Annotated in this window: 14 protein-coding genes; 12 read left to right on the top strand and 2 right to left on the bottom strand. The window is 67.9% G+C overall.

The window, feature by feature from the left end; genetic code table 11:
- Positions 1-34 precede the first annotated feature (34 nt).
- The 6 genes from ACLJK8_RS13390 (at position 35) to ACLJK8_RS13365 (ending at position 6488) form a co-directional block, all read left to right on the top strand.
- Positions 35-1228, top strand: coding sequence for a phosphoglycerate kinase (locus ACLJK8_RS13390; protein ID WP_413150787.1), 1194 nt, complete (start codon positions 35-37; stop codon positions 1226-1228).
- 47 nt (positions 1229-1275) lie between these two features.
- The gene (locus ACLJK8_RS13385; RefSeq protein WP_413150786.1) at positions 1276-2205 is read left to right on the top strand and encodes a class I fructose-bisphosphate aldolase; all 930 of its coding nucleotides are present in this window, start codon (positions 1276-1278) and stop codon (positions 2203-2205) included.
- Positions 2206-2329: 124 nt separating this feature from the next.
- Positions 2330-2674, top strand: a complete 345-nt coding sequence (locus tag ACLJK8_RS13380) for an FtsB family cell division protein (RefSeq protein WP_413150785.1) — start codon at positions 2330-2332, stop codon at positions 2672-2674.
- 101 nt (positions 2675-2775) lie between these two features.
- A complete protein-coding gene (gene pdhA / locus ACLJK8_RS13375; protein WP_413150784.1) occupies positions 2776-3768 on the top strand; it encodes a pyruvate dehydrogenase (acetyl-transferring) E1 component subunit alpha in 993 nt (330 codons plus the stop codon).
- Positions 3769-3780: 12 nt separating this feature from the next.
- Entirely contained in the window at positions 3781-5160 is a 1380-nt protein-coding gene (locus ACLJK8_RS13370; protein ID WP_413150783.1) for a pyruvate dehydrogenase complex E1 component subunit beta, read from the top strand.
- Between the two features lie 11 nt (positions 5161-5171).
- Positions 5172-6488: a pyruvate dehydrogenase complex dihydrolipoamide acetyltransferase gene (locus ACLJK8_RS13365; protein WP_413150782.1), complete on the top strand. Its 1317-nt coding sequence runs from the start codon at positions 5172-5174 to the stop codon at positions 6486-6488.
- 124 nt (positions 6489-6612) lie between these two features.
- On the opposite strand, the gene ACLJK8_RS13360 is transcribed toward ACLJK8_RS13365, so the two are convergent.
- Positions 6613-8094, bottom strand: a complete 1482-nt coding sequence (locus tag ACLJK8_RS13360; RefSeq protein ID WP_413150781.1) for a nucleobase:cation symporter-2 family protein — start codon at positions 8092-8094, stop codon at positions 6613-6615.
- A gap of 228 nt (positions 8095-8322) precedes the next feature.
- Complete coding sequence (locus tag ACLJK8_RS13355) at positions 8323-8646, bottom strand: 2Fe-2S iron-sulfur cluster-binding protein (protein WP_413150780.1); 324 nt, start codon at positions 8644-8646, stop codon at positions 8323-8325.
- A gap of 174 nt (positions 8647-8820) precedes the next feature.
- Here ACLJK8_RS13355 and ACLJK8_RS13350 point away from each other — a divergent pair, with 174 nt between their 5' ends.
- From ACLJK8_RS13350 to ACLJK8_RS13325, 6 genes are all read left to right on the top strand, one after another.
- Positions 8821-9444 carry an AAA family ATPase gene (locus ACLJK8_RS13350; RefSeq protein ID WP_413150779.1) on the top strand — a complete coding sequence of 208 codons (624 nt, stop codon included), beginning with the start codon at positions 8821-8823 and terminating at the stop codon, positions 9442-9444.
- Positions 9445-9546: 102 nt separating this feature from the next.
- A complete protein-coding gene (locus tag ACLJK8_RS13345; protein ID WP_413150778.1) occupies positions 9547-10245 on the top strand; it encodes a CoA transferase subunit A in 699 nt (232 codons plus the stop codon).
- 2 nt (positions 10246-10247) lie between these two features.
- Positions 10248-11339, top strand: coding sequence for a GSCFA domain-containing protein (locus tag ACLJK8_RS13340; RefSeq protein ID WP_413150777.1), 1092 nt, complete (start codon positions 10248-10250; stop codon positions 11337-11339).
- Positions 11336-12136, top strand: a complete 801-nt coding sequence (locus tag ACLJK8_RS13335) for a hypothetical protein (RefSeq protein ID WP_413150776.1) — start codon at positions 11336-11338, stop codon at positions 12134-12136. The genes ACLJK8_RS13340 and ACLJK8_RS13335 overlap by 4 nt, the downstream gene beginning before the upstream one ends.
- Before the next feature lie 42 nt (positions 12137-12178).
- Complete coding sequence (locus ACLJK8_RS13330; RefSeq protein ID WP_413150775.1) at positions 12179-12808, top strand: 3-oxoacid CoA-transferase subunit B; 630 nt, start codon at positions 12179-12181, stop codon at positions 12806-12808.
- Between the two features lie 321 nt (positions 12809-13129).
- The gene (locus ACLJK8_RS13325; protein WP_413150774.1) at positions 13130-14740 is read left to right on the top strand and encodes a hypothetical protein; all 1611 of its coding nucleotides are present in this window, start codon (positions 13130-13132) and stop codon (positions 14738-14740) included.
- The last annotated feature ends 108 nt before the right edge of the window (positions 14741-14848 follow it).

Genomic DNA, 14848 nt, shown 5'->3' with positions numbered 1-14848 from the left:
CCGGCCGCGACGGCCGGCTCACTCAGGGGGTTTCATGGGCTGGAAATCGCTCGACGACATCGATCTCGACGGCAAGGTTGTTCTGACGCGGGTCGACATCAACGTGCCGGTCGAAGGCGGCAAGGTCACCGACGCGACCCGGATCGAGCGGATCGCCCCGACGATCCAGGACATCCTCGCGAAGGGCGGCAAGCCTGTCCTTCTCGCCCATTTCGGCCGACCCAAGGGCAAGGTCGTCCCGGAGATGAGCCTGAGGGTCACGCTTCCCGCGCTCGAGGAAGTGCTGGGCCAGAAGATCCTCTTCGCCGAGGATTGCGTTGGCCCGGCCGCCGAGGCCGCCGTCAAGGACCTGCCCGATGGCGGCATCCTCCTGCTCGAGAACACCCGGTTCCACGCCGGGGAGGAGAAGAACGACCCGGACTTCGCCAAGGCGCTCGCCGCCATCGGCGATGTCTATTGCAATGACGCCTTCTCCGCCGCGCACCGCGCCCATGCCTCGACCGAAGGCATCGCGCGCCTCCTGCCCTCCTGCGCCGGGCGGCTGATGCAGGCCGAGTTGAGCGCGCTCGAGAAGGCGCTCGGCAAGCCCGAACGCCCTGTCGTGGCCGTGGTCGGGGGTGCCAAGGTCTCGACCAAGCTCGAACTGCTCGGCAACCTGATCGACAGGGTCGATTCCATCGTCATCGGCGGGGGCATGGCCAATACCTTCCTCGCCGCCCAAGGAATCGATGTCGGCAAGTCGCTTTGCGAGCATGACATGACCGGCACCGCGAAGGAGATCATGGCCAAGGCCGAGGCCGCGAACTGCGCGCTGATCCTGCCCGACGATGTCGTGGTCGCAGGCGAGTTCAAGGCCGGCGCCGCCGCCGAGACGGTCGCCGCCAACGCCTGCCCGCCCGACAAGATGATCCTCGACGCCGGCCCCGCGGCGACCGAACGGGTGAAGGAGGTCTTCGCGGGCGCCAGGACCCTGGTCTGGAACGGCCCGCTCGGCGCCTTCGAGATCCCGCCGTTCAACGCCGCGACCGACGCGGCCGCGCTCGCCGCCGCGGAACTGACAAGGGCCGGCAAGCTCCTCTCGGTCGCCGGCGGTGGCGACACGGTCGCCGCCCTCAACGCCAGCGGCGCGGCCGAGTCCTTCACCTATGTCTCGACCGCCGGAGGCGCGTTCCTCGAATGGCTCGAAGGCAAGACGCTGCCCGGCGTCGCCGTCCTCGAATCCGCCTGAGCCCGCCCGCCGCGACCGCGGCAGTGATCACTCGCAAAGGAAAGACCATGAAGTCCACGCGCATCGTCCAGAAGATCCTTGGCAACTACGAGACCGACAATCCGGGCGTGAAGGGCAACCTCTGCCGGATGCTGATGCATGGACGCCTCGCCGGCACGGGCAAGATGATCATCCTGCCCGTCGATCAGGGCTTCGAACACGGACCCGCGCGCAGCTTCGCGCCGAACGCGCCCGCCTATGATCCGCACTATCACTACCAGCTCGCCGTCGATGCCGGGCTCAATGCCTATGCCGCGCCGCTCGGCATGCTGGAGGCCGGCGCCGACACATTCGCGGGCCAGATCCCGACGATCCTGAAGGTCAATTCCTCCAACTCGCTCGTTCCCGGGATCTCGGCTCCGAGCCAGGCGATCACCGCTTCGGTCGATGACGCGCTCCGTCTCGGCTGCGCGGCGATCGGCTTCACGATCTACCCCGGCTCCTCCTCCGCGCTCGACATGTTCGAGGAGATCTCGGCCATGCGCGAGGAAGCGGCCTCCAAGGGCGTCGCGACCGTGATCTGGTCCTATCCGCGCGGCGAGGATCTGTCCAAGGCGGGCGAGACGGCGATCGACGTCGGCGCCTACGCGGCGCAGATCGCGGCGCTGCTCGGCGCCCATATCATCAAGATCAAGCTCTCGACCGATCATCTCGAACAGGGCGAGGCGAAGAAGGTCTACGAGAAGCAGGAAATCGACGTGGCGACCCAGGCGGCCCGCGTGCGGCACTGCATGGACGCGGCCTTCGCCGGGCGGCGCATCGTGGTCTTCTCGGGCGGCGCGGCCAAGGGCACGGATGCCGTCTATGACGACGCGCGCGCGATCCGCGACGGCGGCGGCAACGGCTCGATCATCGGCCGCAACACCTTCCAGCGGGAACGCGCCGATGCGATGGCGATGCTCGACAAGCTCGTCGACATCTACAAGGGCCGCGACTGACCATCGCGATCGGGCGGTATCCGCGAGGCCGGACCGGCGTCGTCCGGCCCGGCGGGTCCGTGCCTCGCGCTCCACAAGCGATTGAAATCGATCCGGGGGATTCCCTTTCCCCCGGATCTTTGGCATGCTGCCGCGAAACAAGGGCGGGCAGTACCAGGTGAGCTATCACGATCTCGAACAGCGCCGGGGCGGCGCGGGCGGAGCGATCTTCGTGATCGTAGTGGTCGCGCTCATCGGCTATCTCGCCTTCGCCGCGCTTCAGGGCGAATACGGGCTCTTCCGTCTGTTCCAGGTGGAAGCCGAGGCCCGCGGCCTTCAGGACGAACTCGACGCGCTCAGGGCGGAGCGGGCGGCGCTCGCCGACAAGACCCGGCGCCTCTCGACCGGCTCGGTCGACCTCGAACTTCTGGACGAACGCGCCCGCCAGGTGCTGGGACTCGCCCGCCCGGACGAGATCATTATCCGCTGACCATCACATCAATGCGATTCAGGGGGTTTCATCCGGCGCGGAGCCCGCTATAATCGAATAGTTTAATGCTAAACTATCCTGATCCCTGGGGGAGGGAACTGATGGCTGCGACAAGACGTGCCAGCGCCAAGCCGAATGCGTCCAAGGACGAGCTTCTCGCCTACTACCGCGACATGCTCATGATTCGACGCTTCGAGGAAAAGGCGGGCCAGCTTTACGGCATGGGCCTGATCGGCGGATTCTGCCACCTGTACATCGGACAGGAGGCGGTCGTCGTCGGTATCGAGGCGGCGACCAAGGAAGGTGACCAGCGCGTCACCTCGTACCGCGACCACGGACACATGCTCGCCTGCGGCATGGACCCGAAGGGCGTGATGGCCGAGCTGACCGGCCGCGAGGGGGGATACTCCCGCGGCAAGGGCGGCTCGATGCACATGTTCTCATCGGAGAAGAAGTTCTACGGCGGCCACGGCATCGTCGGCGCGCAGGTGCCGATCGGCGCGGGTCTCGCCTTCGCGAACTGGTACCGCGGCAACGACAATGTCTCCTTCGCCTACTTCGGCGACGGCGCGGCGAACCAGGGCCAGGTCTACGAGACCTTCAACATCGCGAGCCTCTGGAAACTGCCCTGCATCTTCGTGATCGAGAACAACCAGTACGCGATGGGCACGAGCCTGAAGCGCGGCTCCTCGACCCCCGCCCTCTATACCCGCGGCGAGGCCTTCGGCATTCCGGGCGAGCCCGTGGACGGCATGGACGTGCTCGCGGTGAAGGCGGCGGCCGAGAAGGCGATCGCCCACTGCCGCGCCGGCGAGGGCCCCTACATCCTCGAGATGAACACCTATCGCTACCGCGGCCACTCGATGTCGGACCCGGCCAAGTACCGGACCCGTGAGGAAGTCCAGAAGATGCGCGAGGAGCGCGACCCGATCGATCACGTGCGCGACATGCTGGTCGCGGGCGAGCTCGCGACGGAGGACGAGCTCAAGGGGCTCGACCGCGAAACCAAGGCGATCGTCAACGAAGCGGCACAGTTCGCCCAGGACAGCCCCGAACCCGGCGAGGCTGAACTCTGGACCGACGTTTACGCCTAAGGGAGCGAAATCATGGCAACGCAGATCCTGATGCCGGCGCTCTCGCCGACGATGGAAGAGGGCACTCTCGCGAAATGGCTGGTGAAGGAGGGTGACGAGATCACCTCCGGCATGATCCTCGCGGAGATCGAGACCGACAAGGCGACGATGGAATTCGAGGCCGTCGACGAGGGAACGATGGGCAAGATCCTCGTCCCCGAGGGCTCCGAGGGGGTGAAGGTCAACACGCCGATCGCCGTCATGCTCGCCGAGGGCGAGGACGCCTCCGCCGCCGAGGCGGCCGCCGGCCCCGCCCCCGCCGCCGAGAAGGCCGAGGAAGCCCCGAAGACGGAGGCGCCGATCGCCGCGCAGCCCGCCGCCGAGGTGATCGAGCCGCCGAAGGCCGAGCCCGAGGTGCCCGAGGGCACGACCTTCAAGACCCAGACGGTCCGCGAAGCGCTGCGCGACGCGATGGCCGAGGAGATGCGCGGCAACGGCGACGTCTTCCTGATGGGCGAGGAAGTCGGCGAGTATCAGGGCGCCTACAAGATCAGCCAGGGACTGCTCGACGAATTCGGTCCGAAGCGCGTCATCGACACGCCGATCACCGAGCACGGCTTCACCGGCATCGCCGTCGGCGCCGCCTTCGCCGGGCTCCGTCCGATCGTCGAGTTCATGACCTTCAACTTCGCGCTGCAGGCCATCGACCACATCATCAACTCGGCCGCCAAGACGCTCTACATGTCCGGTGGCCAGATGGGCTGTCCGATCGTGTTCCGGGGTCCGAACGGCGCCGCCGCGCGCGTCGCCGCGCAGCACAGCCACGATTTCGCCGCGCTCTACGCCAACATCCCCGGCATGAAGGTCGTGATGCCCTACACGGCGGCGGATGCGAAGGGCCTGCTGAAATCGGCGATCCGCGATCCGAACCCGGTCATCTTCCTCGAGAACGAGATCCTCTACGGCCGCTCGTTCGAGGTGCCGGAGCTCGACGACTTCACCGTTCCCTTCGGCAAGGCGCGAATCGCGCGGCCCGGCAAGGACGTGACCATCGTCTCCTTCGGCATCGGCATGACCTACGCGCTGCAGGCCGCCGAGGAACTGGCCAAGGAAGGCGTCGAGGCCGAGGTGATCGACCTCAGGACGCTGCGCCCGATGGACACGGCGACGGTGCTCGCCTCGGTCCGGAAGACCAACCGCTGCGTGACCGTCGAGGAAGGCTTCCCGCAGGGCTCGATCGGCAACTACGTCTCGTCGGTGATCATGCAGGAGGCGTTCGACTATCTCGACGCGCCGGTGATCAACTGCGCCGGCAAGGACGTGCCGATGCCCTACGCCGCCAATCTCGAAAAACTCGCGCTCGTCACCACGGCTGAGGTCATCGCCGCCGTGAAGACGGTCACCTATCGCTAAGGGGGCGGCACATGTCCATCAACATCCTGATGCCGGCGCTTTCCCCCACGATGGAGGAAGGCACGCTGTCGAAATGGCTGGTCAAGGAGGGTGACACCGTCTCCTCCGGCCAGATCCTCGCGGAGATCGAGACCGACAAGGCGACGATGGAGTTCGAGGCCGTCGACGAAGGCACCGTCGGCAAGATCCTGGTCGCCGAGGGTACCGAGGGCGTGAAGGTCAACGAGCCGATCGCGATCCTGCTCGAAGAGGGCGAATCGGCCGACGCGCTCGCGAGCGCCGCCGCGGCGCCGGCCGCCCCGGCCGCTGCCGAGGCGAAGCCGGCCGAGGCACCGGCGGCGGCTTCGGCCGCCCCGGCCTCCGCGCCCGCTCCGGCGCCCGCCACTTCCTCCGGTGGCCGGGTCTTCGCCTCGCCGCTCGCCAAGCGGATCGCGGCGGAGAAAGGTCTCGACCTCTCGGCGATCAAGGGCTCCGGTCCGAACGGCCGCATCGTCAAGGCGGATGTCGAGAACGCGAAGCCCGGCGCCGCTCCCAAGGCGGAGGCCGCCGCCGCTCCCGCCGCCGCGGCCGCCCCGGCGAAGGCCGCCGCGCCCGCCGGCCCGTCGCTCGACGCCATCAAGGCGATGTACGACGGCCGGGAATACGAGGAGGTCAAGCTCGACGGGATGCGCAAGACGATCGCCGCGCGTCTCACCGAGGCCAAGTCGACGATCCCGCATTTCTACCTGCGCCGCGACATCGAACTCGACGCGCTGATGAAGTTCCGCTCCCAGCTCAACAAGGAGCTGGAAGGCCGTGGCGTGAAGCTCTCGGTCAACGACTTCATCATCAAGGCCTGCGCGCTGGCGCTCCAGCAGGTGCCGGACTGCAACGCCGTCTGGGCCGGCGACCGGGTGCTCAAGCTGAAGCCCTCCGACGTCGCCGTCGCGGTGGCGATCGAGGGCGGGCTCTTCACGCCCGTGCTGCGCGACGCGGATTCGAAGTCGCTCTCCGCGCTCTCGGCGGAGATGAAGGATCTCGCCAAGCGCGCCCGCGACCGCAAGCTCGCGCCGCACGAGTATCAGGGCGGCAGCTTCGCGATCTCGAACCTCGGCATGATGGGGATCGAGAACTTCGACGCGGTGATCAACCCGCCGCACGCCTCGATCCTCGCGGTCGGCGCGGGCGTGAAGAAGCCCGTTGTCGGGCCGGATGGCGAGATCAAGGTCGCGACGGTCATGTCGACCACGCTCTCGGTCGATCACCGGGTGATCGACGGCGCGCTCGGCGCCGGCTTCCTCGAGGCGGTAAAGAACAACCTCGAACACCCGCTCGGCATGCTCGCCTGACCAGACGTTCGATCGGAGCCTACGCAGCCGCCCCTCGGGGCGGCTGTTTTCGTTCACGCCCGGACCAAAGAGAACGGCCGCCCCCGAAGGAGCGGCCGGCCGGATCTTGTCAGGGCGCGTGGCCTCAGTGGTCGCCACTCGCCATCGCCGTGGCGCGCATCTCCTCCGCCGTTCCGCCCGCGCCGTTGAAGAAGGCGTTGAGCAGCACCGCGGCGATCGAGGCGAGCAGGATGCCCGAGTCGATCAGCGGATGGATCGCATGGGGCAGCCACATGATGAAGTTCGGCGCCACCAGCGGGATCATGCCGAGCCCGACCGAGATCGCGACGATGAAGAGGTTGTTGCGGCCCTTCGAGAAATCGACCGCCGTCAGGATACGCACGCCGGTCGCGGCGACCATGCCGAACATGACGAGCCCCGCCCCGCCAAGCACCACGGTCGGCAGCGACTCGACCAGCGCCGCCATCTTCGGCAGGAGGCCGAGCACGACCATGATGAGCCCGCCGGCGACGCAGACGTACCGCGAGCGCACCCCGGTCACGCCGACCAGGCCGACGTTCTGCGAGAAGCTCGAATAGGGGAAGGTGTTGAAGAGCCCGCCGATCAGCGTGCCGAGGCCATCGGTACGCAGGCCGGCGGTCAGTTCGGCCTGATCGACCGGCTTGCCGGTGATCTCGCTCACCGCGAGGAACATGCCGGTCGATTCGATCATCACGACGATCATGACGAGCGTCATGGTGATGATGAGGATGGGGTCGAAGGTCGGCATGCCGAAGTGCAGCGGCGTGATGAGCGCGAACCAGGACGCCTCGCCGATCTTGTCGAAATGCATCATGCCGAAGATGGTCGCGAGCACGGCGCCGACGACGATGCCGCAGAGCACGGCGACATTCGCGAGGAAGCCCTTGGCGTAGCGCGCGATCAGCACGATGACGGCGAGCACGATGGCCGAGATCAGGATGTTGACGGGCGGCGCGTAGGCCACGTTGTTCATCGTCGCCGCGGGCACGAAACCGGCCGGAGGGGCGGGCAAGGCGCCGGTCGCCGCCGCGTCGGTCGCGGCCCTGAGCCATTCGGTATAGGCCGGATCGATCAGTTTCGGCGCGGTCGGCCCGACCGGGTTGCCGAAGATCCAGTTGATGCCGACGCGCATGAGCGAGATGCCGATCACGAGGATGATCGTTCCGGTCACGACAGGCGGGAAGAAGCGCAGCATCCGGCCCATGAGCGGCGCGAGCAGCATTGCGAGGATACCGGCGCCGATGATGGAGCCGAAGATCAGCCGGGCACCCTCATAGCCCGGAGTGGTGTTGGCGATCGACACCATCGGGCCGAGGGCGGCGAAGGTCACGCCCATCATCACCGGCAGCTTGATGCCGAACCAGCGCGTGAAGCCGAAGGACTGTGCGATCGAGACGATCCCGCAGACGAAGAGGTCCGCGGAGATGAGGAAGGCCACGTCCTCCGGCGGCAGCTGCAGCGCGCGCCCCACGATGAGCGGCACGGCGACCGCGCCGGCGTACATGACCAGCACATGCTGGAGTCCGAGCGTGAAGAGTTTGGGCGTCGGCAGTATTTCGTCTACTGGATGAACGGCTTCCGCCATCGACGATCTCCTTGTTGCGACCAAGGGATGCCTTTCTAGGCCGGCCAATCCGAGCGCGCCGGTCGTCCCTTCTGCCGGGGACGGAGCAGCCGCGCGGCATGCACCTCTCTTGGATGCATCATCCGTTCAGAGAACCGTCATGTCTACAAAAGTGGCTGCGAAACACCTTCGGGAAACGCCTGAAAGTATATCCCAAGAACAGGGCCCGCGGCGTCTCCGGGCAGGTGCTCAGATCTGCTTCTCCGGCATCCGCACGATGAGCCCGTCGAGCGCGTCGGTTACCTTCAGCTGACAGGTCAGCCGGCTCGTTTCCGGATCGGGCTCCCAGGCGAAATCGAGCATGTCCGCTTCCATCTCGTCCCTGGGCGGCAGGCGATCGACCCAGGCCGGATCGACGTAGACATGGCAGGTCGAGCAGGCGCAGGCGCCACCGCAATCGGCCTCGATACCGGGAATGTCGTTGTCGCGCGCGCCTTCCATCACCGTCAGCCCGTTCGCGACCTCGACCTCGTGCGGGGTCCCGTCGTATTCGATATAGGTGATCCTGGCCATGCGCTATTCATCTCCCGTCGGCGGCGGCCCCTCTTTAGTGCCGGCGCACGTGGCCCGCCATAGACATTCGCGCGACGGCCGCGCGAGCGGGCCGCGACCGGAGCGAGCGAATTGCCGCTTCCCTGATCACGAAAACGCAATATAAAGAGGAAAACCGGCGGGGAGGCCCAGCATATGGGAAAGGTCGTGACGTTCGCCCAGCAGAAGGGTGGCTCGGGCAAGACCACCGCGCTCGCCCATCTCGCGACCGCCTGGGCGATGGCGGGGCGGTCCGTTGCGCTGGTCGATCTCGATCCGCAGGCATCGCTCAGCCATTGGGCCGGCGTCCGCGCCGATCCCGAACTGACCCTCGTCGAGACGAAGGACTACCGCGCCTCCTCCGACATCAAGGGCGCGCGCCGGACCCATGACTATGTGCTGGTCGACTGCCCCGGGGCCGCCTCGACCCTGCTCGACAGCGTGATCCGCGACAGCGACCTGATCATCGCCCCCTGCCAGCCATCGGCGATGGATGTCTGGGCGCTCGCCTCCGTGCTCGACGCCTCGCGCAAGGCGCGGACCGAACTGCGCATCCTGCTCAATCGGGTGCCGCCCCGCCATGGCTCTATCGAGGAGGTGCTCGGGCTTCTCGGCGACTCGCGCGCGCTTCTCCTCGCGACGCAACTCGGCAATCGCCTCGCCTACAGCCGCGCACTCCTGAGCGGGGAGACGGCGAACGAGACCCAGCCGCGCTCGACCGCCGCCGCCGAGGTCGCGGGCCTCCGCGCGGAGCTGACGGCGCTGCTCAACCGGCTCTGACCCGGGGGTTCCGCCCGATACCCCGCCGGTGCTTGACAGGGGCGGCGCCTTCCAAGACTAAGGTCGGGAGGAACGCGTAGGCGGGACGAACAGGGGATCCAGATGAAGAAGAAGGTCTATCCAGACGCCGCGGCGGCGCTCGAAGGGGTGCTCTCGGATGGAATGCTGATCGCCGCCGGAGGGTTCGGCCTCTGCGGCATCCCGGAGAACCTGATCGCAGCGATCCGTGATTCCGGCGTCAAGGATCTGACCGTCGCCTCGAACAACGCCGGTGTCGATGACTTCGGCCTCGGCGTGCTTCTGCAATCCAAGCAGGTCAGGAAGATGATCTCGTCCTATGTCGGCGAGAACGCGGAATTCATGCGCCAGTATCTCTCGGGCGAGCTCGAGCTCGAATTCAACCCGCAGGGCACGCTGGCGGAGCGGATGCGCGCCGGCGGCGCCGGCATCCCGGGCTTCTACACCAAGACCGGCGTCGGCACCGTCATCGCCGACGGCAAGGAGCACAAGGAATTCGACGGGGAGACCTATATCCTCGAACGCGGCATCGTCGCCGACCTCTCGATCGTCAAGGCCTGGAAGGGCGACGCTCAGGGCAACCTGATGTACCGCAAGACCGCGCGGAACTTCAATCCGAACGCCGCCACCTGCGGCCGGATCTGCATCGCCGAGGTCGAGGAGATCGTCCCGGTGGGCAGCCTCGACCCCGACAGCATCCACACGCCCGGCATCTTCGTCCACCGCATTATCCAGGGCGAGTTCGAGAAGCGCATCGAGCAGCGGACGATCCGCGCCGCCTGATCATGACTGAGACGACCCCGCCCCGGGCGCGCTCGCCCTATTCCAAACTGCCCCGCCGCGCCTACTGGCGTGGCGCGGTGGCGGGGCGGGACCAGTTCGATCCCGGCGATCTCTTTCAACCGCGCTTCCCGGTCACGCGCGACATGCGCGTGGTCACCGCCGGAAGCTGCTTCGCGCAACATGTGGGCCGGACCTTGCGCGAGGCGAGGTTCAACGTGCTCGACGCGGAACCCCTGCCCCGGGTCTCGGATGCGATGGCGCATCGCTTCGGCTACCGGCTCTATTCGGCGCGCTACGGCAATGTCTATACCGCGCGCCAACTGGCGCAACTCTTCGACGAGGCCGAGGGGCGCGTCACCCCCGCCGATCCGGTCTGGCGCCGCGGCGAGCGTTTCCATGACGCGCAGCGGCCGAACGTTGAGCCCGATGGGCTCGAGAGCGCGGAACTGGTGCTGGAACACCGGCAGGCGCATCTCGCCTCGGTCTCCGAGGTGTTTCGCCAGGCCGATCTCTTCGTCTTCACCTTCGGCCTCACCGAAGCCTTCGTCCACCGCGAGACCGGCACCGTCTATCCGACCGCGCCCGGCACGATCGCCGGCGAATACGATCCCGCGGTTCATGCCTTCAAGAACTACGACGCCTTCGAAGTGCTGGCGGATTTCGAGCACTTCCGCGATCGGCTCCGCGCGGTGAATCCCGGCGTGCGTTTCCTCGTCACCGTCTCGCCGGTACCGCTGGCCGCGACGGCGAGCGGCGGTCATGTCGAGGTCGCGACGAGCTATTCCAAATCGGTGCTGCGCGCGGTCTGCGGCATGCTGACCGCGAAATACGACGACATCGACTACTTCCCCTCCTACGAGATCATCACCTCGCAGAACGCGCGCGGCGCCTATTACGAGGATGATCGCCGCTCAGTCTCCGACCAGGGGGTGCGCGCCGCGATGGGCCTTTTCATGCGCGCCCATGGCGTCAAGGTCGCGGACGGCCCCAGGAAGCCAGCGGCCCAGTTGGACGCCCCCCGGAGCGAGGCCCAGGGAGAGCGCCGGGCCGATGTGGTCTGCGAGGAAGAGCTGCTGGAGGCCTTTGCCCGATGACCCGGCTCGCCATCGTCGGCAACTCCCATGTCGGCGCATTGAAGCGCGCCTGGGACGAGATGGCGCCGAAGCCGGAGAACGTCGATCTCACCTTCTTCGCCGTCCCCGACAAGCTGCGGCGGCATTTCCGGCTGAAGGGCGATCTCGTCTACGCGCCGCGTCCGAGGATCAGGTCGGAACAGCCCGTGATCGTCGAGACCGCCGAGAAGATCAACGGCGCCTCCTCGATCGCCCTCGCGGGCTTCGACGCGGTGGTGCTCTATGGCGGATCGCTGCTCCAGAGCGAATTCGCGACCGTGATCGGCACCTATGACGTCGATGGCTATCGCGCCGCCGGGGCGCCCCGGCGGATGTCGCGCGCCGCCTTCGAGGCGTTCTGCGACAGCTACGCGGAAGCGACCCTGCCCTCTGCGCGGTGGTTCGGCACCCGCATCCCGCGGCTCGCCGCCTTCCCCCGTCCCCTGCCCGCCGAAGGCGCGGAAGCGAGCTCGAATCCGCTCTTGGCACCCTGGCGCGCCGTGGTGGCCCGGCCGGATGGCGCGCGCGCCATGGTCGAGCGTCTCTTCATCGCCATGGCCGCCGCCCATGCGCGCCACGGGATCGATTTCCTGCGCCAGCCGCCGGAAACCCTGATGGCGAACGGCCTGACCTCCGGCGATTACACCAGGGGGTCGAGCCGCCTGAACAACGAGCGGCATCCGGACGAGGATGTCTCTCACATGAATGCCCGCTACGGCGCCCTCTGCCTCCGGTCGATCCTCGACTGGGCCCGGCAGGATGCTCCCATCGCCGCCTGAATGTGCCCCGCCGAGGGACGAAACGAGAAAAGGACGAGAGTGATGCCCTGGAACCGCGATCAGATGGCCGCCCGCGCGGCGCAGGAACTGCGCGACGGCATGTATGTGAACCTCGGGATCGGCATCCCGACGCTCGTTTCGAACTACATCCCCGACGGCATCGACGTGACGCTGCAGTCCGAGAACGGGATGCTCGGCATGGGGCCCTTCCCGACCGAGGCGGAACTCGACGCCGACCTGATCAACGCCGGCAAGCAGACCATCACCGAGCTTGACCGCACTTCCTATTTCTCCTCGGCCGATTCCTTCGGCATGATCCGGGGCGGCAAGATCGACATGGCGATCCTGGGCGCGATGGAAGTGGCCGAGAACGGCGATCTCGCGAACTGGATGATCCCGAAGAAGCTCGTGAAGGGCATGGGCGGCGCCATGGATCTCGTGGCAGGCGTCAAGCGCGTCGTCGTGGTGATGGACCATACCTCCAAGCACGGCGAGTCCAAGCTCCTCAAGGAATGCACCCTGCCCCTGACCGGCACCGGTGTGGTGGATCGAATCATCACCAACCTCGGCGTGTTCGACGTGGTCGAGGGCGGGCTCAGACTCATCGAACTCGCCGATGGCGTGAGCGAGGACGAGGCCAGGGCCGCGACGGAGGCGACGCTCGTCGCCTGAGGCGTCGGCGCTAAGGATAGAGCGCCGTCCCGGTCACCCATCAAGATCGTGACCCGACCTGTGGCGAGATTGGCACATACCTGCCGATCTCGTTTGTTCTCAAGACCTTTCCTTGACTTGTTAGAGTACGCCCCCCTAGCGTTTCATCAGCAGGATGACGTGAACCGACCCGCGGAGCAGGCAAAAAGGCGGTGGTTCACGGGGTACCCGGACGGCTGATCCGCGGATGAACGCGGGCGGCCTGACGGTCAGTCGGCGCATTACCCGCCGAAAGAGATCGGGGCCTGTTGGCACCCGGCGAGAGAGGCAAGGGGGCAGGCAGTGATAGAGCATACTGTACTCAATCGTGGCGGCGTTTCGCCCGGCAACGGGCGCTGGCGCGAATTGGCGGAGCTTCTCGATCCCGCCGCCTTCGAGGAGCGGCTGCGCGACGCCCGCGCCCGGCGCGCGATCGCGCTGGCGACCAGGGCGGCCACCAAGCCGACGACACGTACCACGACCGCTCCGCGGCACGGTCGCGCGACGCCCCCGATCCTCCCGACCCATCCGGGCGCCTGCGACATCGAGGCCCCGGTCTTCGTCCCCCCCTTCGCCCGCGTGACCGCGGATGGCGACACGCCGGAAAGTGGCGCCGCCGAGAACGGGCAGGCGGTTTACGGGGTGGCTGGTCGGGCGGATGACCGCGCGGCGGGCGAGACGGGGGAAACACAGGCGCAGGCGGAGGAAGACGAACCGGCCTGGGGCGAACCGGGTGATCGCGAGTCGAGCCATCACGAACCGATCTATCAGGGAGCTGGCGGCCAGGAGCCGGACAGCCCGGACAACCGCCATCACGCCTCCGATCCCTACGGAGCATCCGGGCGCGGCGCGGCGCCCCGGAAACGCCGCCCCCGGATCGAGATCGCGCCCGGCCCGGAGCGGCGGTGGCTCGCGGGCCTCGCGGCCCTGCCGCCGTTCCTGTCCCGGCTCGGCGCACGCGCCGCGGCTCTGGCCTCGGATGTGACGATCCCCGCGACGCTCACCGACCGGATCACGGGGGCGGTGCGCTTTGGCCGCGGAAACCCCCGCATGGTCGCGGCGGGCGTCGTGCTGGCCAGTCTCTCGGTCGTCGCCGGCGCCTATCTCCTCGCGCCGACCGCGCCCGAGACCGCCGAACCGGCCCCGGCGGCCATTGCCGAGGCGCCCGCCGTCGCACCGGACGCCCCCCGGGAGATCACCGCGGAAGCCACGGGACCGGACGCTTCCGTCGAGACCGCCGCGGTGGAGGCCGTCCCTGCGCCACCGCTCCCCCAGACCATGCCAGAGCCCACCGCGCTCCCCGCGTCGGCCGAGGACCCGCTGGCCGAGACGGAGCTCACAGCCGCCCAGGCGATGCCGGAGCCCGATCCCGGCCTCATGCCCTCGCCCGAGCCCGCCCTCCCGGAGCCGGAGGTGGCCGCCGCCCCGACACCAACTCCGGCGCCGGACGCCGCGCCCGAGCCCGCCGCGGCGCCCGCGGACCCGCTGGCTCTCCGGCCGCTCGCCCGTCCGGGTGACGTGCCGCCCATCACCGCCTCCGCGCCGGTCCTCACGACCTGGGACCGCACCCGCGTCGTCGTCAACGTCCCCGGCGGCGGCACCACGGGCGACGTGGTCGCGACCGAAGCCGCCATCGCGGCGGCCGGGTTCCCGAACGTCCAGCGCGCGCGTGTCGCTGTCGCGCAGGAACGGCCCAACGTGCGCTATTTCCACGCCGGCGACGCCGAGGCGGCCCAGGCCCTCGCAACCGCCACCGGATCGGTCGCGCGCAACTTCACCTGGCACACGCCGGTGCCGAAGGAGGGCTATCTCGAACTCTGGCTCCCGGGTTCCGCCCCGCGCGAGGCGAGCGCCCCGGCCCCCGCGGAGAACATGATCCTCGGCATCCTCCGCGACCGGGCCGCACAGGACTAGGCGGCAAAGCCATAAATCTGGTTGGCGTTTTGCTGTGTGGCTGATTCAAGGCTCGAAACTGAGGGAGCCCTGGATGACACGTCGCCGGTACGAACTGACCGACCATGA

Source organism: Amaricoccus sp. W119 (assembly GCF_047275745.1).
In the GTDB taxonomy this organism is placed as follows: domain Bacteria; phylum Pseudomonadota; class Alphaproteobacteria; order Rhodobacterales; family Rhodobacteraceae; genus Amaricoccus.
Note: the sequence above shows the minus strand (reverse complement) of the source record. Positions and strands in the feature narration are given on the sequence as shown.